Origin of the sequence: Pantoea sp. SO10 (genome assembly GCF_005281435.1) — a bacterium.
Classification (GTDB): Bacteria; Pseudomonadota; Gammaproteobacteria; order Enterobacterales; family Enterobacteriaceae; genus Pantoea; species Pantoea leporis.
Window position 1 is genome coordinate 3,123,473 of the sequence record NZ_CP040095.1, and the last position, 18,882, is coordinate 3,142,354.

At 54.2% G+C, this 18,882-nt stretch carries 20 protein-coding genes and 1 other RNA gene; 15 read left to right on the forward strand and 6 right to left on the reverse strand.

Annotated features, from left to right (window positions below; genetic code table 11):
* Nucleotides 1-151 precede the first annotated feature (151 nt).
* A complete protein-coding gene (gene grcA, locus FCN45_RS14455) occupies nt 152-535 on the reverse strand; it encodes an autonomous glycyl radical cofactor GrcA (protein ID WP_008101535.1) in 384 nt (127 codons plus the stop codon).
* A 265-nt stretch (nt 536-800) separates the two neighbouring features.
* Here grcA and ung point away from each other — a divergent pair, with 265 nt between their 5' ends.
* Nucleotides 801-1,478 carry a uracil-DNA glycosylase gene (gene ung / locus FCN45_RS14460; protein ID WP_008101537.1) on the forward strand — a complete coding sequence of 226 codons (678 nt, stop codon included), beginning with the start codon at nt 801-803 and terminating at the stop codon, nt 1,476-1,478.
* Between the two features lie 46 nt (nt 1,479-1,524).
* Here the strand turns inward: ung and grpE are convergent, their stop codons facing one another.
* Nucleotides 1,525-2,103 carry a nucleotide exchange factor GrpE gene (gene grpE / locus FCN45_RS14465; protein ID WP_101763451.1) on the reverse strand — a complete coding sequence of 193 codons (579 nt, stop codon included), beginning with the start codon at nt 2,101-2,103 and terminating at the stop codon, nt 1,525-1,527.
* Nucleotides 2,104-2,225: 122 nt separating this feature from the next.
* On the opposite strand from grpE, the gene nadK reads away from it, so the two are divergent.
* From nadK to bamE, 3 genes are all read left to right on the forward strand, one after another.
* Nucleotides 2,226-3,104: an NAD(+) kinase gene (nadK, locus tag FCN45_RS14470; protein ID WP_061718023.1), complete on the forward strand. Its 879-nt coding sequence runs from the start codon at nt 2,226-2,228 to the stop codon at nt 3,102-3,104.
* A gap of 85 nt (nt 3,105-3,189) precedes the next feature.
* Complete coding sequence (recN, locus tag FCN45_RS14475; RefSeq protein WP_137386306.1) at nt 3,190-4,851, forward strand: DNA repair protein RecN; 1,662 nt, start codon at nt 3,190-3,192, stop codon at nt 4,849-4,851.
* A gap of 187 nt (nt 4,852-5,038) precedes the next feature.
* The gene (gene bamE / locus FCN45_RS14480; protein WP_101763449.1) at nt 5,039-5,386 is read left to right on the forward strand and encodes an outer membrane protein assembly factor BamE; all 348 of its coding nucleotides are present in this window, start codon (nt 5,039-5,041) and stop codon (nt 5,384-5,386) included.
* A 54-nt stretch (nt 5,387-5,440) separates the two neighbouring features.
* On the opposite strand, the gene FCN45_RS14485 is transcribed toward bamE, so the two are convergent.
* Nucleotides 5,441-5,731 (reverse strand): RnfH family protein, encoded by a 291-nt coding sequence (locus tag FCN45_RS14485; RefSeq protein ID WP_137386307.1) that lies wholly within the window; start codon nt 5,729-5,731, stop codon nt 5,441-5,443.
* A complete protein-coding gene (locus tag FCN45_RS14490; protein ID WP_008101549.1) occupies nt 5,724-6,158 on the reverse strand; it encodes a type II toxin-antitoxin system RatA family toxin in 435 nt (144 codons plus the stop codon). Before FCN45_RS14490 ends, FCN45_RS14485 begins: the two co-directional genes overlap by 8 nt.
* A 159-nt stretch (nt 6,159-6,317) precedes the next feature.
* Between FCN45_RS14490 and smpB the strand changes: the two genes are divergently transcribed.
* The 3 genes from smpB (at nt 6,318) to FCN45_RS14505 (ending at nt 8,170) form a co-directional block, all read left to right on the forward strand.
* Entirely contained in the window at nt 6,318-6,800 is a 483-nt protein-coding gene (smpB, locus tag FCN45_RS14495; RefSeq protein ID WP_137386308.1) for an SsrA-binding protein SmpB, read from the forward strand.
* Between the two features lie 44 nt (nt 6,801-6,844).
* Nucleotides 6,845-7,208: a transfer-messenger RNA gene (gene ssrA, locus FCN45_RS14500) on the forward strand.
* Nucleotides 7,209-7,315: 107 nt separating this feature from the next.
* Complete coding sequence (locus tag FCN45_RS14505) at nt 7,316-8,170, forward strand: PA4780 family RIO1-like protein kinase (protein WP_101763447.1); 855 nt, start codon at nt 7,316-7,318, stop codon at nt 8,168-8,170.
* Here the strand turns inward: FCN45_RS14505 and FCN45_RS14510 are convergent.
* Nucleotides 8,137-8,304 (reverse strand): hypothetical protein, encoded by a 168-nt coding sequence (locus tag FCN45_RS14510; protein ID WP_199559730.1) that lies wholly within the window; start codon nt 8,302-8,304, stop codon nt 8,137-8,139. The genes FCN45_RS14505 and FCN45_RS14510 overlap by 34 nt on opposite strands.
* Before the next feature lie 224 nt (nt 8,305-8,528).
* Between FCN45_RS14510 and FCN45_RS14515 the strand changes: the two genes are divergently transcribed.
* Complete coding sequence (locus FCN45_RS14515) at nt 8,529-8,885, forward strand: hypothetical protein (protein WP_110868297.1); 357 nt, start codon at nt 8,529-8,531, stop codon at nt 8,883-8,885.
* Nucleotides 8,886-9,008: 123 nt separating this feature from the next.
* Nucleotides 9,009-9,668 (forward strand): epoxyqueuosine reductase QueH, encoded by a 660-nt coding sequence (locus FCN45_RS14520; protein WP_008101584.1) that lies wholly within the window; start codon nt 9,009-9,011, stop codon nt 9,666-9,668.
* A 134-nt stretch (nt 9,669-9,802) separates the two neighbouring features.
* On the opposite strand, the gene mgtA is transcribed toward FCN45_RS14520, so the two are convergent.
* A complete protein-coding gene (mgtA, locus tag FCN45_RS14525; RefSeq protein ID WP_137386309.1) occupies nt 9,803-12,526 on the reverse strand; it encodes a magnesium-translocating P-type ATPase in 2,724 nt (907 codons plus the stop codon).
* Nucleotides 12,527-13,332: 806 nt separating this feature from the next.
* On the opposite strand from mgtA, the gene FCN45_RS14530 reads away from it, so the two are divergent.
* The 6 genes from FCN45_RS14530 to speG are packed head-to-tail and all read left to right on the forward strand — an operon-like array spanning nt 13,333 to nt 18,857.
* Nucleotides 13,333-14,901, forward strand: coding sequence for an ABC transporter substrate-binding protein (locus FCN45_RS14530; protein WP_137386310.1), 1,569 nt, complete (start codon nt 13,333-13,335; stop codon nt 14,899-14,901).
* On the forward strand, nt 14,901-15,953 hold the full coding sequence (locus FCN45_RS14535; RefSeq protein WP_137386311.1) for an ABC transporter permease: 1,053 nt from the start codon (nt 14,901-14,903) through the stop codon (nt 15,951-15,953). The genes FCN45_RS14530 and FCN45_RS14535 overlap by 1 nt, the downstream gene beginning before the upstream one ends.
* Complete coding sequence (locus FCN45_RS14540) at nt 15,950-16,807, forward strand: ABC transporter permease (RefSeq protein WP_101763443.1); 858 nt, start codon at nt 15,950-15,952, stop codon at nt 16,805-16,807. The genes FCN45_RS14535 and FCN45_RS14540 overlap by 4 nt, the downstream gene beginning before the upstream one ends.
* Nucleotides 16,797-17,630 carry an ABC transporter ATP-binding protein gene (locus FCN45_RS14545; protein ID WP_137386312.1) on the forward strand — a complete coding sequence of 278 codons (834 nt, stop codon included), beginning with the start codon at nt 16,797-16,799 and terminating at the stop codon, nt 17,628-17,630. Before FCN45_RS14540 ends, FCN45_RS14545 begins: the two co-directional genes overlap by 11 nt.
* The gene (locus tag FCN45_RS14550; protein WP_137386313.1) at nt 17,623-18,315 is read left to right on the forward strand and encodes an ABC transporter ATP-binding protein; all 693 of its coding nucleotides are present in this window, start codon (nt 17,623-17,625) and stop codon (nt 18,313-18,315) included. Before FCN45_RS14545 ends, FCN45_RS14550 begins: the two co-directional genes overlap by 8 nt.
* On the forward strand, nt 18,312-18,857 hold the full coding sequence (speG, locus tag FCN45_RS14555) for a spermidine N1-acetyltransferase (RefSeq protein ID WP_137386314.1): 546 nt from the start codon (nt 18,312-18,314) through the stop codon (nt 18,855-18,857). The genes FCN45_RS14550 and speG overlap by 4 nt, the downstream gene beginning before the upstream one ends.
* Nucleotides 18,858-18,882 lie beyond the last annotated feature (25 nt).

An 18,882-nucleotide genomic window follows, 5' to 3' on the forward strand; every position in this document is an offset into this window, starting at 1 on the left:
GCGATTTTTTTGTTTTAAGCGTAGCGAAAACGCGCTTTCGCTATCATCCGCCCTGAAGAACCGTTCTTTTAAACTCGCCAGATAAAAAAAGCCGCGCCAATCAACATTGGCGCGGCTTGTATTGCTGTGTGTCTTTTCGTCAGCGCTGCAATTACAGGCTTTCGGTGAATGTACGTGTAATCACGTCACGCTGCTGCTCTGGCGTCAGCGCGTTAAAGCGCACGGCATAGCCAGATACGCGAATGGTCAACTGCGGATATTTTTCCGGATGATTGACGGCATCTTCCAGCGTTTCGCGGCGCAGCACGTTAACGTTCAGGTGCTGACCACCTTCGATGCGCACCTGCGGTTTCTGCTCAAGTGGAATTTCACGGTAAGCGATTTCGCCGAGATCGCTGATAGCAACAACCTGATCTTCTGCGAAATCCCCTTTGGCGCACAGGCAGCGCGCTTCGGCTTTATCATCGTCCAGCAGCCAGAATGAGTTCAACAGCTGTGGATTATTTGCCTGAGTAATTTGAATACCGGTAATCATAGTAGGTCTCCAGGGCTTTACGCTGTCGCAACTGGGCAGCGAGGTTCATAAGGTTTTGGAATGCTGTGGTATATCACTGCAGGAAAAGCGCCGTTTTGACCTGTATCAATTTCGTCCAGTCACGATTACACGCTGAAAACCTAACAAATTGATTCATAACAACTTCGCTAATTAAAATTTTACGTAAATATTCAAATTATTTTTACCCTTCTGCTGTTGAGTCCGACACGTTAAGCTAGGCGCACTATTTTGCAGGGAGTCAACGATGGCTGAGAAGCTGACCTGGCACGACGTGCTGGCTGAAGAGAAAGAGAAACCTTACTTCGTGGAAACGCTGAAAGCGGTGGCCAATGAACGCGCTGCCGGCGTAACGGTGTATCCGCCGCAGAAGGATGTGTTTAATGCCTTTCGGCTGACCGAACTGGGCGATATCAAAGTGGTGATTTTGGGGCAGGATCCCTATCACGGCCCGAATCAGGCGCATGGTCTGGCTTTTTCCGTTCTGCCCGGCGTGGCGATCCCGCCATCATTACTGAATATGTACAAAGAGCTGGAGCAAGATATGCCTGGCTTTGTGCGTCCTACGCACGGTTTTCTCGAAAGCTGGGCAACACAAGGCGTGATGCTGTTAAACACCGTGTTAACGGTGGAAGCCAGTAAGGCGCATTCGCACGCGCGCTTTGGCTGGGAAACCTTTACCGATAACGTCATCAGCGCCATCAATCAGCATCGCGAAGGGGTAATTTTCTTGCTGTGGGGTTCGCATGCGCAGAAGAAAGGCAGCATCATTGATACGCAACGTCATCATGTATTGAAAGCGCCACACCCTTCTCCGCTCTCCGCGCATCGTGGCTTTTTTGGCAGTAAACACTTCTCGCAGGCGAATGCGCTGCTCAGTCAATCGGGCCAGTCACCGATTGACTGGATGCCGGTGTTGCCTTAATAAACAAACGGCCGCATTAAGCGGCCGTTGTTATTACAGCGACAGATTAGCCTTTGGCTTTGGTCACTGCCACCATCGCCGGACGCAGCAGGCGACCATTGAGGGTGTAACCGCGCTGCATCACCATCAGCACGTGATTTGGCGCCATATCTTCTGATTCCATCATCGACATCGCCTGATGGATCTCTGGATTGAATGGCACATTGGTTTCGCCCACCACTTCCACGCCAAACTTACGCACCGCGCCCAGCAGCGACTTCAGCGTCAGCTCGATACCTTCGATCATCGAAGCCAGTTCAGCGTTCTCTTTGTCTGCCACTTCCAGCGCGCGCTCCAGGCTATCGATCACGGGCAGCAGCTCGTTGGCAAATTTCTCCAGCGCAAATTTATGCGCTTTTTCCACGTCCATTTCAGTACGGCGACGAATATTTTCGATCTCCGCCTGCGCACGCAGCTGTGCATCGCGCACGCCGGTTTGCGACACGGCTAACTCGGCTTCCAGTTGCGCGATACGCTCATCACGCGGATCCACCTCAGCGGTTGTCTCTGCGTCCACGTGCTGCTGATCCTGTTGAATTTCGTCTGAGACTTGCTCGTTTGGGGTGTTCTGTTCTTTACTACTCATGAATTTCTCCGCGTTTTGCACATTCATCTCGCTGGTTGGCTTATTATGGGGATCAGTTTGACGGTTTCAAGTAAACCCATCACATTGCCTGGCCGTTTTGGCTTATAAGGAACTCGCGCTAAATGAACAAACACTTTAACTGCATCGGGATTGTCGGCCATCCGCGCCATCCTACTGCGTTAACCACCCATGAAATGCTCTGGCGCTGGCTAACGGCAAAGGGTTATGAGGTGATTGTCGAGCAGCAAATTGCGCGCGAACTGGATTTGAAAAATGCCCAAACCGGCAGTCTTGCGGATATTGGTCAACGCGCTGATTTAGCTGTCGTGGTTGGTGGCGATGGCAACATGCTTGGTGCTGCCCGTGTGCTGGCGCGCTATGACATCAAAGTGATTGGCATCAACCGTGGCAACCTCGGTTTTCTCACCGATCTCGATCCGGACAATGCGCAACAGCAGCTGGACGATGTGCTGCAGGGCGATTACTTCGTCGAGAGCCGCTTCTTGCTGGAGGCGCAGGTGTGCAAAGAAGCGTGCTCGCCGCGCATTGGTAGCGCCATTAATGAAGTGGTGCTGCATCCCGGTAAAGTTGCGCATATGATTGAATTCGAAGTCTATATTGATGAGGTGTTTGCCTTTTCACAGCGTTCCGATGGTTTGATTATCTCCACACCGACCGGCTCCACCGCCTATTCGCTTTCGGCGGGCGGCCCTATTCTGACGCCGTCGCTGGATGCGATTACGCTGGTGCCCATGTTCCCGCATACGCTTTCTGCGCGTCCGCTGGTCATCAACAGCAGCAGCACCATCCGCCTGCGTTTTTCTTCCCTGCGCAGCGATCTCGAGATCAGTTGCGACAGCCAGATTGCCTTGCCAATTCAGGAAGGTGAAGATGTCCTGATCCGCCGTAGCGCCAATCATCTCAATCTTATCCATCCTAAAAATTACAACTATTTCAATACCTTAAGTTCAAAGTTGGGCTGGTCTAAAAAATTGTTCTGAAAATCAGCGCTGACTACTTTACTGTATAAAAAACCAGGATATACTGTACGTAAAACCATATCTGTTTTTACACACAGGTGATTCTATGCTGGCACAACTGACCATCAGTAACTTTGCTATCGTTCGTGAACTGGAGATCGACTTTCATCGTGGTATGACGGCGATCACGGGTGAAACCGGCGCAGGTAAATCTATCGCCATCGATGCGTTGGGCCTGTGTCTGGGCGGCCGCGCTGAAGCAGATATGGTGCGTCAGGGTGCCAGCCGCGCTGATATCTGCGCCCGCTTCCAGCTCAAAGCTTCGCCTTCCGCACAACGCTGGCTGGTGGAGAATCAGCTGGATGAAGGCAATGAGTGTCTGTTGCGGCGTGTGATTAGCGCGGATGGTCGTTCGCGTGGCTTTATCAACGGCACATCGGTGCCGCTGTCGCAGTTGCGTGAACTGGGCCAGTTGCTGATTCAGATTCACGGCCAGCATGCTCACCAGTTGCTGCTCAAATCCGATCACCAAAAACATCTGCTGGATGCGTATGCAGCCCACGATGATTTGCTGTCTGAAATGCGCCAGCACTATCAGCGCTGGCATCAGAGTTGCCGCGCGCTGGCACAGCATCAGCAGCTTTCGCAAGAGCGTGAATCCCGTCGCGAGCTACTGCAGTATCAGTTGAAAGAACTCAATGAATTTGCCCCGCAGCTGGGCGAATTTGAACAGATTGATGAAGAGTATAAACGCCTGGCGAACAGCGGCCAGTTGCTGTCCACCAGCCAGCAAGCGCTGCAAATTCTCGCCGATGGGGATGACACCAACCTGCAGAGCCTTCTTTATAGCGCTCGTCACATGCTGGGCGAACTGGTGACGCTGGATAATAAAGTCAGCGGCGTGTTCAATCTGCTGGAGGAAGCCGCGATTCAACTCAGTGAAGCCAGTGATGAACTACGCCACTACTGCGAACGTCTGGATCTCGACCCCAATCGGCTGCATGAGCTGGAGCAACGTCTGTCACGGCAGATTGCATTGGCACGTAAGCACCATGTCGCACCTGAAACCTTGCCGGTGCTTTATCAGCAGCTGCTGGATGAAGCGGAACTGCTTTCGCAGCAAGAGAGCGATCAGGAAACTTTGCAGTCTGAAGTTGTCGCTCACCACAAAGCCGCGTTAGTCAGCGCTGAAAATCTGCATCAACTGCGTGAGCATTCCGCTCAAGAATTGAGCCAGCTGATTACGCAAAGCATGCGCACGCTGGCAATGCCGCACGGCCAGTTTGCCATTGTGCTGGAGTTCAATGCCGATCAACTCACCGCAGATGGCGCAACGCGCATTGATTTCCGCGTTACGACGAATCCAGGCCAGCCGCTCCAGCCGCTGGGCAAAGTGGCATCCGGCGGTGAGCTGTCGCGTATCGCTCTGGCGATTCAGGTGATTACCGCACAGAAAATGGAAACACCGGCAATGATCTTCGATGAAGTAGATGTTGGCATCAGCGGCCCAACCGCCGCTGTTGTCGGCCAAATGCTGCGTCAGTTGGGCGAGTCAACACAGGTTATGTGTGTCACGCACCTGCCGCAGGTTGCCGGCTGCGGTCATCAGCACTTTTACGTCAGCAAAGAGACCGATGGTGCGATGACAGAAACGCATATGCAGCCGCTGGATAAACGCGCGCGTCTGCAAGAGTTGGCGCGTTTGCTGGGCGGCAGCGAGGTGACGCGCAACACGCTGGCTAACGCTAAAGAACTTTTAGCCGCCTGATACCGCACTTTTTTCCCGGCTGGTGGTCATATGCTTGCTCTGTAGAGGTTTCAAATAGCGAAAAGGTTTATTATCATCGGCAGTTATGTCGTCTGAGTAATAAAGCCTGCCGCAGGCAGAGTTCAGAATTTGATGGCAAAAAAATAGCCTGCTGAAAGGCGTTTGGCCCCAGAAAAGGAATGTATAGATGCGCTGTAAAACGCTGACTGCCGCGGCAGTAGTAATGTTGATGATGACCGCTGGATGTTCCACCCTTGAGCGCGTTGTGTATCGTCCGGATATCAATCAGGGGAATTACCTGGTCGCCAACGATGTGTCGAAAATTCACAACGGCATGACGCAGCAGCAGGTTGCCTACACGCTCGGTACGCCGATGATGCGCGATCCGTTTGGCAGCAACGTTTGGTATTACGTGTTCCGCCAGGAACCAGGCCATGAAGGTGTGAAACAGCAAACGCTGACGCTGACCTTTGACAGCAACGGAACACTGACTAACATCGACAATAAGCCGAAGCTCTCAGGCAAAGAAGGCTAAGTGAACGGCAATAAAAAAGGCGCTTAAGCGCCTTTTTTCGTTTTTACATTCCGACTATTTCTTCTCAGCTGACCGCTCTGCGCGTTGACGCCGTAACTCTTTCGGGTCGGCAATCAGCGGACGATAGATCTCAATGCGATCACCATCTTGGACGGCATCACCCAATTTTACCGGGCGGCTATAAATCCCAACCTTATTCGAGTTCAGGTCAATATCTTTACGCAGTGACAGCAACCCCGAAGCCTTGATCGCTTGCTCAACGGTTGCGCCTTCTTCAAGCGTTACGGCACGCAAATACTGCTTATCTGGCAGTGCGTAAACCACTTCCACGCTGATATCAGGCACGATAGACCTCTTTTGCGCGCTGACTGAACGCCTGCACCATGCTGTTTGCCAGCTCTTTAAAGATGCGGCCGAACGCCATTTCTACCAGCATATTGGTGAACTCAAAATCGAGGTTCAACTCAACCTTGCAGGCATCATCACCTAATGAAGTGAAATGCCAGCCGCCGGTCAATTTACGAAACGGGCCATCAACCAACTGCATCAATATGCTTTGGTTGCTGATCAGCGTGTTGCGCGTGGTGAAAGTTTTACTGATGCCCGCTTTCGAGACATCAACGGCCGCGGTCATTTGATCTCCGCTGTTATCCAGCACGCGACTGCCGGTGCAACCCGGCAGAAACTGAGGATAAGCATCCACGTCATTCACAAGACGGTACATCTGTTCAGCGCTATAAGGGACCAGCGCTGAACGACTAATCTGGGCCATAATGGTTCCTGTTCATCACAAAACCATTGAATAATACCATTTTCAGTCACCAAACAAAAATTCACGGCTTTGCTTGCTGTGCTAAAATGGAGTGTTTTTTACCGCCCTGCAGGACAGGGGATGCGCCCATAAACTGAGTGATGTAGACTACGCCGCACTATGACAAAGAAAAAAGTTAACAAACCCGGTTCAGCCACTATTGCCCTCAATAAACGCGCACGTCATGAATACTTCATTGAAGAAGAGTTCGAGGCGGGTATGTCGTTGCAAGGATGGGAAGTCAAATCACTCCGTGCCGGTAAGGCTAACATCAGCGATAGCTACATTCTGTTTCGCGATGGTGAAGCTTACCTGTTCGGCTCTACTTTCCAGCCGCTAGCGGTTGCTTCAACGCATGTGGTGTGTGATCCCACGCGAAGCCGCAAGCTGCTGCTGAAACAACGTGAACTCGATTCGCTGTACGGTCGCGTCAACCGCGAAGGTTTTACCGTGGTTGCGCTGTCGATGTACTGGAAAAATGCCTGGGCCAAACTGAAAATCGGTGTGGCGCGCGGTAAGAAAGAGCACGACAAGCGTGACGACGTGAAAGAGCGCGAATGGAAGATGGACAAAGCGCGCATTATGAAGAATTCAAAGCGTTAAGCGCTGGATTTTAGCGTCACTTGTCTGTAGTATTGAAATTTCTTGGGGCTGATTCTGGACTCGACGGGATTGTGAAGCCTTAGGAGCATGCCGAGGGGCGGTTTGCCTCGTAAAAAGCCGCAAAAAAATAGTCGCAAACGACGAAAACTACGCTTTAGCAGCTTAATAACCTGCTTTGAAGCCCTCTCTCCCTAGCTTCCGCTCTTAAGACGGGGGATCAAGAGAGGTCAAACCCAAAAGAGATCGTGTGGATGCCTTGCCTGGGGTTGAAGCACTAAATCTAATCAGGCTAGTTTGTCAGTGGCGTGTCTGTCCGCAGCTGGCCGGCGAATGTAAAGACTGACTAAGCATGTAGTGCCGACGGTGTAGTAATTTCGGACGCGGGTTCAACTCCCGCCAGCTCCACCAAAATTCTCCATCGATGATCACCAGAGTCATTCGATGAAGTCCTAAGAGCCCGTATGGCGCAAGCCTTACGGGCTTTTTTGTATCTGGACTCTTTCAAGGCGACTCGCATGAAAATCCCAAACCGACTCCAGCCTCTCGTTGATGATGGCCTGGTGGATGAAGTACTACAAAGACTAAGAAGCGGCAAAGAAGCTGACGTTTATACCGTGTTAACGGGCGGCAAAATCCAGTGTGCGAAAGTGTACAAGGACGCCACACAACGAAGTTTCAAGCAGGCCGTGCATTATCAGGAAGGGCGTAAAGTCCGCAACAGCCGTAATTCACGTGCGATGCAAAAAGGGTCGAAATTCGGGCGCAAGCAGCAAGAAGAGACCTGGCAAAGCGCGGAAGTTGATGCGTTATTCCGCCTGGCGAATGCTGGCGTACGCGTCCCGCAGCCCTACATTTGCATCGACGGCGTTTTGTTGATGGAGCTGGTCACAGACGCAGAAGGTCTGGTTGCGCCACGCCTGAGCGATGTGTTCCTGACTGAAGAGAACGCCCTGAAGGATTTCGATACCATGATCCGCAATATCGTGCGCATGCTGTGCGCCGGCATTGTTCATGGCGACCTGTCGGAATTCAACGTGCTGCAGGATGCCAACGGACCGGTGATTATCGACTTGCCACAAGCGGTTGATGCCGCGGCAAACAACCACGCTGAATCGATGTTTGAGCGCGATGTGAACAACATCACCGCCTATTACGGGCAATATGCTCCGCAGATTTTGCAAACGCGCTATGCGAAAGAGATCTGGCAGTTATATGAAGATGGAAAGCTGACGCCAGAAACGCCGCTCACCGGTCTCTTCGTAGAAGAGGTGCATGAAGTGGATATGAACTCATTGATGGATGAGATCATCGCCGCCGAAGATGAGTTCTATGATCGTCAGCGCGCCGCTAAAGAGCGCGACGAAGAGTAGAGGCGGCTCCACAGCTCAGGCAGGCTGGCGATAAACGCCTCGACTATCGCGTGTTTATTGCCACCCGGATTCCACAACGTTACCAGCGTAAAGTTCAATCCCTGATTGCCAACCTCGGTACGCAACCGTTGCACGTTGCACCACTGCTATGCTGCGCCAGGCAGATAGCAGATTAATATTGCAGAGCCACCGCTCAGGTGGCTCTTATCCCTTCCTGCAACAACCTAAAATGCTATCTACTGGTGATTTTGCCAGCGAAACTAGACCTTTTTCATTCCTGGTTTATTCTTAAATCTTTCCATCCCGGCCTGTGCCAGGATGATTACCTGAGACGACATATTTCATGAAAGAGGGAATTATGAAAAAGACCATTATTGCACTGTCAGCCATTCTGATGGCATCTTCGGCTTTTGCCGCGACCACACATGCAACTGATGAAACTGTCGCTAACGCGCAGGCCGGTGCGAATACCGCTAAAGAAAAACTGCATCAGGCGCAGAACGAAGGTAAAGAGCAGCAGCTGAAAGCGAAGCATGCGGCAGAAGGCAAAAGTGATAACCTGACCAGCAAAGCCAGCGAAGGTACGCAGAAAGCCTGGAACAAAACCAAAGAAGGTTCTGAGAAAGGTTGGGATGCCACCAAAGAAGGCACGCAGAAAGGCTGGAATAAAACCAAAGAAGGTGCCAGCGATCTGAAAAAGAAAGTGACTGAATAAGGTTCGTCGCTCAATCCAGAGGCCGCGTTTGCGGCCTTTTTTATTGCCTGTTTTTCCTCAACTTTGCATCTTTAACGCTATCCCCTTAGACTTTACCCAACACTCCATTAACCAATAATGCTCATGTCTGACACCTTTACCCGCCAGCCGCTGCCCTTGCCCAACGGTCATAACAAAGTCCTGTTGCACTCCTGCTGTGCGCCCTGCTCGGGCGAAGTGATGGAAGCAATGCTGGCTTCCGGCATCGATTACACCATCTTCTTCTACAACCCAAACATTCATCCGCTGAAAGAGTATGAGCTGCGTAAAGAGGAGAATATCCGCTTTGCCGAGCAGTTTGGCGTGCCCTTTGTTGATGCCGATTACGACAAAGACAATTGGTTTGAGCGGGCGCGTGGCATGGAGTGGGAACCGGAACGTGGCGTGCGCTGCACCATGTGTTTCGACATGCGCTTTGAACGCACCGCGCTGTATGCACATGAAAACGGTTTCCCGGTGATCACCAGTTCACTCGGCATTTCGCGCTGGAAGAATATGCAGCAGATTAACGATTGCGGCGTGCGCGCGGCGGCGCACTATCCCGATATGCTCTACTGGGAATTTAACTGGCGGAAAGGTGGCGGCTCGTCACGCATGATTGAGATCAGCAAGCGCGAACGTTTCTATCAGCAGGAGTATTGCGGCTGCATCTATTCGCTGCGCGACAGCAATCGCCATCGCGTAGCTAGCGGCCGCGAGCGCATTGAGATCGGCGTGCAGTATTACCAGCCCGACGAAGAGTAAAGAAAAGGGCAGGAAATCCTGCCCTTTTTTCATTAACGAAACACCAGCGTTAACACCACCATGACAACCATCATCATTATCAGGTGAAACACCACCTTATTGAGATTGCGGTTACGCATTTCACCTCCATGTGTTTAAAACCACTGACCAAAGCGCTTGATGTAGAGCATTTTCATGCCCTGCGCGACCACGCAATAACCGAGCAGCGTTGCCACCAGCCATGGGAAGTAAGACCATGGCAGCGGCACCAATCCCACCATCGCGCCCAGCGGTGAGAACGGCAGCAGAATGCCGGCGATCATCACACACGCAGTGGTCAGCAGCACCGGCAGCGCCGCACGGCTCTGGATAAACGGAATCTTTTGCGTGCGCAGCATGTGCACCACCAGCGTCTGCGACAGCAAGCCTTCAATAAACCAGCCGGACTGGAACAGCGACTGCATTTCTGGCGTATTCGCTGCGAACACGTACCACATCAGCGCGAAAGTGGTGATATCGAAAATCGACGACGTTGGCCCAATCCACAGCATAAAGCGTTTGATATTACGCGCGTCCCATTTACGCGGTTTACGCAGGAACTCGCGGTCCATTTTGTCCCACGGCAGCGCCAGTTGGGACAGATCGTACATCAGGTTCTGAATCAGCAGATGAATCGCCAGCATCGGCAGGAACGGAATAAAGGCGCTCGCCACCAACACCGAGAACACGTTGCCGAAGTTCGAGCTGGCGGTCATGTTCAGATACTTAATGATGTTGCCGAAGGTTTCGCGTCCCTTCATTACGCCCTCTTCCAGCACCATCAAATCTTTTTCCAGCAGGATGATATCGGAGGACTCTTTAGCGATGTCCGCCGCGCTATCGACGGAAATCCCGACATCAGCATCACGCAGCGCCGGCGCATCATTAATCCCGTCGCCGAGGAAGCCAACGGTGTGGCCCTGTTGCTGTAGCGCGCGCAGGATGCGTGATTTCTGCAGCGGCGTGAGTTTAGCGAATACCGCACTCTGCGCGGCGGCGTCTGCCAACTGCTCGTCGCTCATCAGGGCAATTTGGTCGCCAGTAACGATCGCGCCGCTGTCGATGCCAACCTGCTGGCAAATGCGCGCGGTCACTACCGGATTATCACCGGTCAGCACTTTGACGCTAACGCCATTGTCGCGCAGCGCGCCGATGGCTTTGGCGGCGCTCTCTTTCGGTGGATCGAGGAAGGTGAGCAGTCCTTCTACCGTTAAGCCTTGCTCATCCGCCACGCTCAGCGGCTGCTGTAAACCTGGATCCGCCAGCACGCGGCTCGCCACCAGCAGCACGCGAAAACCCTGCTCATTGTATTGATGTGCCAGCGCCAGCAGTTCTGCACGACGCGTTTCGTTCAGCGGCTGCACCAGTTTGCCTTCACGCTCGGCAGTCGCGATGCTCAGCATCTCTTCCACCGCGCCTTTGCAGATCAGCATCTGTTGATTGAGACGACGATCGCGCACCACCACCGAGACGCGACGGCGAATGAAATCAAACGGCAGTTCATCCACTTTGATATAGGTATCGCTCACCGCTTCGCTGACGCGGTTTTTGCCGTACTGCAAAATGGCGCGATCCATCAGATTCAGCGTGCCGCTTTGATAGTGGCTGTTAAGCCAGCTCAGCATCAGCACGCGTGAGTTCTCCACGCCAGCACAATCCAGATGATGCTCCAGAATGATGTTGTCCTGCGTCAGCGTGCCGGTTTTGTCGGTGCAGAGAATATCCATCGCGCCGAGGTTTTGAATCGCATTCAGACGTTTGACGATCACTTTACGCCGCGACATGGCGATGGCACCTTTCGCCAGGTTGGAGCTGACGATCATCGGCAACATTTCCGGTGTTAAACCTACCGCTACCGCCAGCGCAAACAGTGAAGCATCCAGCCAGTCGCCTTTGGTTAGGCCATTAATCAGCAACACCACCGGCACCATCACCAACATGAAGCGGATCAGCAGCCAGCTCACGCTGTTGACGCCGCGGTCAAAGGCGGTTTGTGCGCGATTACCCACAATCGATTTCGCCAGGCTACCGAAGTAAGTTTCGCTGCCGGTTGCCACTACCACCGCTTTGGCGCTGCCGCTGGACACGTTGGTGCCCATCAGGCAGACGCTGCCCAGTTCCAACAGCGATGTGCCCTGTTCGCTGGCCCCGCTGCTTTTGCTGGTGACGTGGCCGGTGACGTCATATTTCTCAACCGGTAACGATTCGCCAGTCAAAATCGCCTGGCTGATAAACAGATCGCGTGAATCCAGCAGCCGTACATCGGCTGGCACCAAATCTCCCGCCGACAGATAGATGATGTCACCCGGCACCAGCGTGGCGATATCGACTTCATGTTTGAGCGGCGCTTGCTGCGCTGACTCACGACGCAGCACCGTGGCGGTGGTGCGTACCATCGATTTCAGCGCCTGCGCCGCTTTGTTGGTACGGAACTCCTGCCAGAAGCGCAGCAAACCGCTGAGCGTTACCATCGTCACAATGATGATGACACCGGTCAGATCGGTCTCCTCGCCGTTGCGCAGCGGCAGCCAGAAATCAGTGAAAAAGCTCACCAGCGCCAGCGCCATCAGGACATAGATAAACGGATTGTTGAATGCCTGCAGCAACTGCAACAACGCCGGTGGCGCTTTGTCGTGTTCGACCTGATTGCGGCCATATACATCCAGGCGCGCCTCGGCTTCACGTTCACTCAGGCCAAGCGCATCGCTGCGCAGACGCACCAGCGTTTCGTCGGCAGTAAAACCGGCTTCATCTTCAATCAGGTAACGCGGTGTTTTTTGACGCGGCTGGCGCGTGGTGTTCCAGGCTTTTTTGTCCTGGTTGAGTTTCATGTCAGTCATAGTGACATTCCTCTTTATTACGGCAATAAAAATCCCTGCGTGCGAGGCACACAAATTAAATTAACGGCAATGCGTTTGTTAAATTAAAAATAACCTGTCGGGAATTTCCATATCACCTCCCGGAAATTAAAGACGAAAAGAGTCGCTCGAAAAATAACGAGTAATAAATAAAGACGAAGGTAAACACCACGCAATCGAACAGCGAAAAGCCGTCTAATGTGCAGCGCTAATCAGCACGCTGAGGTTCAGCGCGCGTATCGAGGCGGAGGGAAAAGTGTGTTAAAAATCATGTGCATGATGATATCCCCACGGGCTTTGGCCCGTTACAATGTCGTTTAAAGGGAACAATCATCAGAAAAGAGAGGATTGCTGCCCGCCGTGTTGGCAAGCAGCGACAAAAAAGTTCGCGCGTCAGCTTGCCTTGTGATGCCAACTAAAAGGGTGACTGTCCAACTGAACTCTCCTGCTTTGAAATTGCGGCCATTATATTCTGGCAAGTAACGAAGTAAAGTTAATTATCGGTTAGTCACCCATCATTTATATTCCGTTGCAGTTGAGTTGATATTACCTCACATGCACATTCCGTAGCGGCGTGATTAATCGCGCGATTTTGCGTTAACGATCCTGCACCCAAAGCCCGTCCACACATTGCGCAATGAATTGCGCCGCTACGGATTGTGCGGTTTTCCCTTATAACTGAACCATGCGTCTTAGATCATTAATGCATATGCATAGCCTGAAATTGACTATTCTTCACTGCTGCGCTCTCGTAAACTCGCGTTACTTTTTTTAGGCAAGGAAACAACATGAAAAAAATTATTCCATCACTGCTGGCGTTATCGCTGGTAGCCGCCTTCTCGGTTCAGGCAGCGACGCCGAAAGATACGCTGGTGATTGCCCAGTCTACCGATGATGCCGACAGCTTCGACCCTGCGCAGGGCTTCGAACTCACCACGGTGCAAGCGTTCACTAACATTTATCAGCGCCTGGTTCAGTCCGATCCCACTAATCCAACCGATTTGCAGCCAACGCTGGCCACGTCCTGGCAAGCGGGCAGCGATAATCGCAGCCTGACGTTTGAACTACGCAAAGGTGCTCAGTTCGCCAGCGGCAATCCGCTGCGTCCTGAGGATGTGATCTTCTCACTGGGTCGCGTGGTGAAACTCAACCTCGATCCCTCCTTTATTCTTACCCAACTTGGCTGGAATAAAGACAACGTCGATACCTTCCTGAAAAAGGTTGATGACAACCACGTACAGATCAGCTGGAGCGCCAACGTCAGCCCGGCGTATGTGCTCAGCCTGCTCTCCGCGCCGGTCTCTTCGATTGTTGATGAGAAAACCGCGCAGGCCAACGCGAAGAACGGTGACTTCGGCCACGCGTGGCTCGGTACTCACTCTGCCGGTAGCGGCCCGTATCAGATTCGTAAAGTGGTGCTGCACGAAGCGGTTCTGCTGAGCGCGAATCCAACTTCGCCAGCGGGCGCTCCGAAGCTGAAAAATATCCTGATTAAAAACGTTCCGGAACCGGCTGCGCGTCGTCTGCTGCTGGAACAGGGCGATGTGGATATCGCGCGTAACCTCGGTGCGGATCAGATCGCCTCGCTGAAAGGCAAAGCGGGCGTGAAGACCGAAGCGATTCCGATGGCTTCTCTCTATTACATCCAGTTCAACATCGGTGAAAACCCGGTGCTGAAGAACCCGGCGCTGTGGGAAGCCGCTCGATACCTATTCGACTATAAAGGTATCGCTAACGACCTGCTGAAAGGCCAGTTCGACGTGCATCAAACCTTCCTGCCGAAAGGCTTCCTCGGCGCAATCAACGACACGCCGTACACTTACGATCCTGAGAAAGCCAAAGCGATTCTGAAGAAAGCCGGTCTGACCAACGTCAGCTTCACGCTTTCCACCAGCAACCAGCCGCCTTACCTCGATATCGCACAGGCGCTGCAGGGCAGCTTTGCCAAAGGCGGCGTGAAAGTGGAAGTGCAACCGGGCTTGAGCTCTGAAGTCTCGACCCGCGTGAAGGCGCACAAATATGAAGCCACCCTGAACGCCTGGGGCGCAGACTATTTCGATCCCAACACCAACGCCGCGTCCTTCGCTTACAACCCGGAAGATGGCAGCAAAACCGTGGCTTACCGTTCCGACTGGCACATCCCGGAGCTGAACAAGCAAACGCTGGCCGCCACCGCCGAGAGCGATAACAACAAGCGCGTCGAACTCTATCAGGCGATGCAGCGTGAAGTGCTGAAGAACTCGCCGTACGTGATTGGCTTGCAGGCGAAAAACCTGATTGCGCTGCGCGACAATCTGCAAGGCTATGTGCAGGGTATCAACCCGGACATGGTGTATTACTCGCAGGTTTCTAAGTAATGGCAGTGTCAGCTTCACAGGCCGGGTTCGCCCGGCCACTCTGGCAACGCATTAGCCACATCGTCACCAGCCTGCTTTCGCTGCTGGTGACGCTGGTTGGTTTGTTAGCATTCACTTTTATGCTGTCGCACCTGTCGCCAGTCGATCCGGTGCAACAGATCGCAGGCGATCACGCCAGCGAAGCCACCTACGCGCAGGTGCGCCACGATCTCGGCCTCGATCAGCCGGTGCTGGTGCAGTTCTGGCGCTATATCAGCCATTTGGCGCGCGGCGATCTCGGCTTATCGCATCTGACCAATCAACCGGTCAGCGCCGATCTGATGCGCACCTTCCCGGCCACCATTGAGCTGGCCACCTGCGCGATGATTTTTGCCGCGGTGTTCGGCATTGCCTTAGCGCTGCTGGCGGCGTGGAAGCCGGGCAGCATAATCGATAACGTGGCGCGTTTTGTTTCGCTACTCGGCTACTCGGTGCCGGTGTTCTGGCTCGGCCTGCTGGGTTTGCTGCTGTTTTATGCCGTGCTGCACTGGTCCGCCGGACCGGGCCAGCTTGATGACATCTGGATCTACACGCTAGAGCCAAAAACCGGCTTTGTGCTGATTGATAGCTGGATGTCCGGCGATCCCGAGATGTTCCGCAATGCGATTGCCCACTTGTGGCTGCCGGTGGTGATTCTCGGCCTGCTGGCGATGGCGGGTATCACGCGCCTGCTGCGCGCGGCGCTGCTGGAAGAGAGCAGCAAAGAGTATGTGGTGCTGGCGCGTGCGAAAGGTGCCAGCCGTGGCCGCATTTTGCTGCGTCATATTTTCCCCAACGTGCTGGGCACGCTGATTACCGTTATCGCCCTCTCCTACGCCACGCTGCTGGAAGGTTCGGTACTGACCGAAACGGTATTTGCCTGGCCGGGCGTTGGTCGCTACATGACTAACGCGCTGTTTTCCTCCGATGTACCGGCGATTCTCGGCTCGACCTTGCTAATTGGCAGCTGCTTTATTCTGCTCAACGCGCTGGCCGATGCCCTGACCTGGTTAACCGATCCGAGAACCCGATGACTCAACAACTCTCTGAACTGGAAACGCTGCGTCCGCGCCGCCGCCGCGCGCGCGTGACCTCGCTTTCCATCGGCCTGACGCTGGTGCTGATTGTGGTGGCGATGGCGTTGTTCGCGCCATTGCTGGCGCCTTTCGATCCCAATGCGCAGATCATCTCCCAGCGTTTGCAGGCGCCATCGGCGCTGCACTGGTTTGGCACCGATGGCTTTGGCCGCGATCTGCTGTCACGCGTGATTTATGGCGCGCGCCCCACGCTGCTGTTGGTGTCACTGATTCTGGTGCTGACCATTCCGGTTGGCCTGCTGGTCGGCATCACCGCCGGTTACGTGGGCGGCTGGACCGAGCGCGTGTTGATGCGCATAACCGATATCTTCCTGTCGCTGCCGAATCTGGTGATCGCGCTGGCGCTGGTCGCCATGCTCGGCCCCGGCTTGATGAATGGCGCACTGGCGCTGGCGCTCACCAGCTGGCCGCCGTTTGCCCGTCAGGCGCGCGCGGAAACGCTGGCGCTGCGCCGCAGTGATTACCTCGCCGCCGCGCGCATGCAGGGCATCACCGGTTTACGCCTGATGTTTGGCCACATTCTGCCGCTGTGTATGCCAACGGCGGTGGTACGTGCCGCGCTGAGCCTCGGCGGAATCATTCTTTCAGCGGCGGGCCTCGGCTTCCTTGGCATGGGCGTGCAACCGCCTACCGCCGAATGGGGTTCGATGGTGGCAGAAGGCAGTAAAGTGATCTTCGACCAATGGTGGGTAGCCGCCGCACCCGGCGGCGCGATTCTGTTCGCCAGCCTGGCGTTTAACCTGACAGGCGATGGCCTGCGTGACCGACTGGATACTCGTCATGCCAAATGATCTGTTAATTGATGTACAAGGCCTGACGATTCGCAGCGATGATGCGCTGCTGGTCGATAACATCGGCTTCCAAATTGGCCGCGAGCGCGTGGCGCTGGTGGGTGAATCCGGTTCCGGTAAATCACTCACCGCACGTACGCTGATGGGCTTGCTGTCACCTTCGCTGCACTTGCAGGCCGATCGTTTGCAGATTGTCGGCACCGATGCGCTGAGCCTGCGCGAGCGTGACTGGATCCAGCTACGCGGCAGTAAAGTGGCGATGGTGATGCAGGATCCGAAATATGCGCTCAATCCCACGCGCACCATTGGCTGGCAGGTGGAAGAACCGCTGGTGCTGCACCACACATTGAGCCGCGCTGAACGTAAAGAGAAAGTGTGCGAGATGCTGGATGCGGTGGGCTTGCCCGATCCGCGTCAGCTGATGAAACGCTATCCGCATCAACTTTCTGGCGGCATGGGGCAACGCGTGATGCTGGCGATCGCCCTGATCACCGATCCTGAACTGCTGATCGCCGATGAACCTACGTCGGCACTCGATCACGCGATGCGCGATCAGGTGCTGGCGCTGATTCGTCGTCTGGTTGAGCAGCGCAACATGGGTTTGCTGCTGATCAGCCACGATCTGCAACAGGTTTCCGAGCACTGCGAACGTGTGATGGTGATGTATCAGGGCCGCGTGCTGGATACCTTGCCGGCGTCCGAACTCTCCAACGCCAGCCATCCTTACACCAGCACCTTGTGGGCCTGTCGTCCGAGTAAAGCCACGCACGGCGAGCGTTTACCGGTGCTGGATCGTGCCGCGCTGGAGAAGAATTATGATTGAGTTAGCGAACCTCAGCGTTTCGCACAAGCAAGGTTACGAGCTGCGCACCGTGGTGCACGATGTGTCGCTGCAGGTCGCGGCCGGTGAGTGTTTTGGTCTGGTTGGCCCGTCCGGCTGCGGCAAGTCGTCGCTGCTGTGGGTGCTGGCGGGATTGAATCCGCACTGGAGCGGCAGCATGTCGCTGGCGGGCACCGCCGTGCAGCCCGGCAAAGCGTTTACCGGCCAGCTGCGCCGCGATGTGCAGATGGTGTTTCAGGATCCCTACGCTTCGCTGCATCCGCGCCATCGCCTGCGTCGCACGCTGGCGGAACCGCTGAAAATGCTCAAACGTGATAACATCGACGACCGCATTAATGCCGGGTTCCGTCATGTCGGGCTCGATCCGGCGCTGGCAGATCGCTATCCGCATCAGCTTTCAGGCGGTCAGCGGCAGCGCGTGGCGATTGTGCGCGCCCTGCTGCTGGAACCGAAGATCCTGCTGCTGGATGAGCCGACCTCGGCGCTGGACATGTCGGTGCAGGCTGAGATCCTCAACCTGCTCAACGATCTAAAGCAAAAAGATGGTTTAACCATGGTGCTGGTCAGCCACGATCCGGATGTGATCGATCACATGTGCGATCGCGCGGCGCGTATGGCGCAGGGCCGCATCGTGGAGCAACATTCAACAACAAGGAACACCGTATGACGGTTAAGTTACGTCCGCTGGAGCGGGAAGATTTACGCTTTGTGCACCAATTAGATAACAACGCCAGCGTGATGCGTTACTGGTTTGAAGAACCGTACGAAGCGTTTGTCGAGCTTTCAGACCTGTATGACAAACATATCCATGACCAAACCGAGCGTCGCTTTGTGGTGGAGCATGATGGACACAAAGCCGGGTTGGTGGAGTTGGTCGAGATTAATCACGTGCATCGCCGCGCTGAGTTTCAGATCATTATCGATCCTTCCCATCAGGGCAAAGGCTTAGCCACCAAAGCGGCAAAGCTGGCGATGGATTACGGCTTTTCGGTGCTGAATCTCTACAAACTCTATCTAATTGTCGATGAAGAGAATAAGAAGGCGGTGCATATCTACACCAAGCTGGGATTTGAGGTGGAAGGCGTACTGAAGCACGAGTTTTTCATCAACGGCGAATACCGCAACACCATCCGCATGTGCATTTTCCAGCAGCAGCATCTGGCGCAGCATAAAAGCGTCAATGCGATGGTCAAGCCTACCGCGCAGTGAACGTTTGGTCGCTATTGCCGGCGAC

Coding starts and splice junctions, on each gene's coding strand:
- grcA (WP_008101535.1), bottom strand. CDS start 535: ATGATTACCGGTATTCAAATTACTCAGGCAAATAATCCACAGCTGTTG.
- ung (WP_008101537.1), top strand. CDS start 801: ATGGCTGAGAAGCTGACCTGGCACGACGTGCTGGCTGAAGAGAAAGAG.
- grpE (WP_101763451.1), bottom strand. CDS start 2,103: ATGAGTAGTAAAGAACAGAACACCCCAAACGAGCAAGTCTCAGACGAA.
- nadK (WP_061718023.1), top strand. CDS start 2,226: ATGAACAAACACTTTAACTGCATCGGGATTGTCGGCCATCCGCGCCAT.
- recN (WP_137386306.1), top strand. CDS start 3,190: ATGCTGGCACAACTGACCATCAGTAACTTTGCTATCGTTCGTGAACTG.
- bamE (WP_101763449.1), top strand. CDS start 5,039: ATGCGCTGTAAAACGCTGACTGCCGCGGCAGTAGTAATGTTGATGATG.
- FCN45_RS14490 (WP_008101549.1), bottom strand. CDS start 6,158: ATGGCCCAGATTAGTCGTTCAGCGCTGGTCCCTTATAGCGCTGAACAG.
- smpB (WP_137386308.1), top strand. CDS start 6,318: ATGACAAAGAAAAAAGTTAACAAACCCGGTTCAGCCACTATTGCCCTC.
- FCN45_RS14505 (WP_101763447.1), top strand. CDS start 7,316: ATGAAAATCCCAAACCGACTCCAGCCTCTCGTTGATGATGGCCTGGTG.
- FCN45_RS14515 (WP_110868297.1), top strand. CDS start 8,529: ATGAAAAAGACCATTATTGCACTGTCAGCCATTCTGATGGCATCTTCG.
- FCN45_RS14520 (WP_008101584.1), top strand. CDS start 9,009: ATGTCTGACACCTTTACCCGCCAGCCGCTGCCCTTGCCCAACGGTCAT.
- mgtA (WP_137386309.1), bottom strand. CDS start 12,526: ATGACTGACATGAAACTCAACCAGGACAAAAAAGCCTGGAACACCACG.
- FCN45_RS14530 (WP_137386310.1), top strand. CDS start 13,333: ATGAAAAAAATTATTCCATCACTGCTGGCGTTATCGCTGGTAGCCGCC.
- FCN45_RS14535 (WP_137386311.1), top strand. CDS start 14,901: ATGGCAGTGTCAGCTTCACAGGCCGGGTTCGCCCGGCCACTCTGGCAA.
- FCN45_RS14540 (WP_101763443.1), top strand. CDS start 15,950: ATGACTCAACAACTCTCTGAACTGGAAACGCTGCGTCCGCGCCGCCGC.
- FCN45_RS14545 (WP_137386312.1), top strand. CDS start 16,797: ATGCCAAATGATCTGTTAATTGATGTACAAGGCCTGACGATTCGCAGC.
- FCN45_RS14550 (WP_137386313.1), top strand. CDS start 17,623: ATGATTGAGTTAGCGAACCTCAGCGTTTCGCACAAGCAAGGTTACGAG.
- speG (WP_137386314.1), top strand. CDS start 18,312: ATGACGGTTAAGTTACGTCCGCTGGAGCGGGAAGATTTACGCTTTGTG.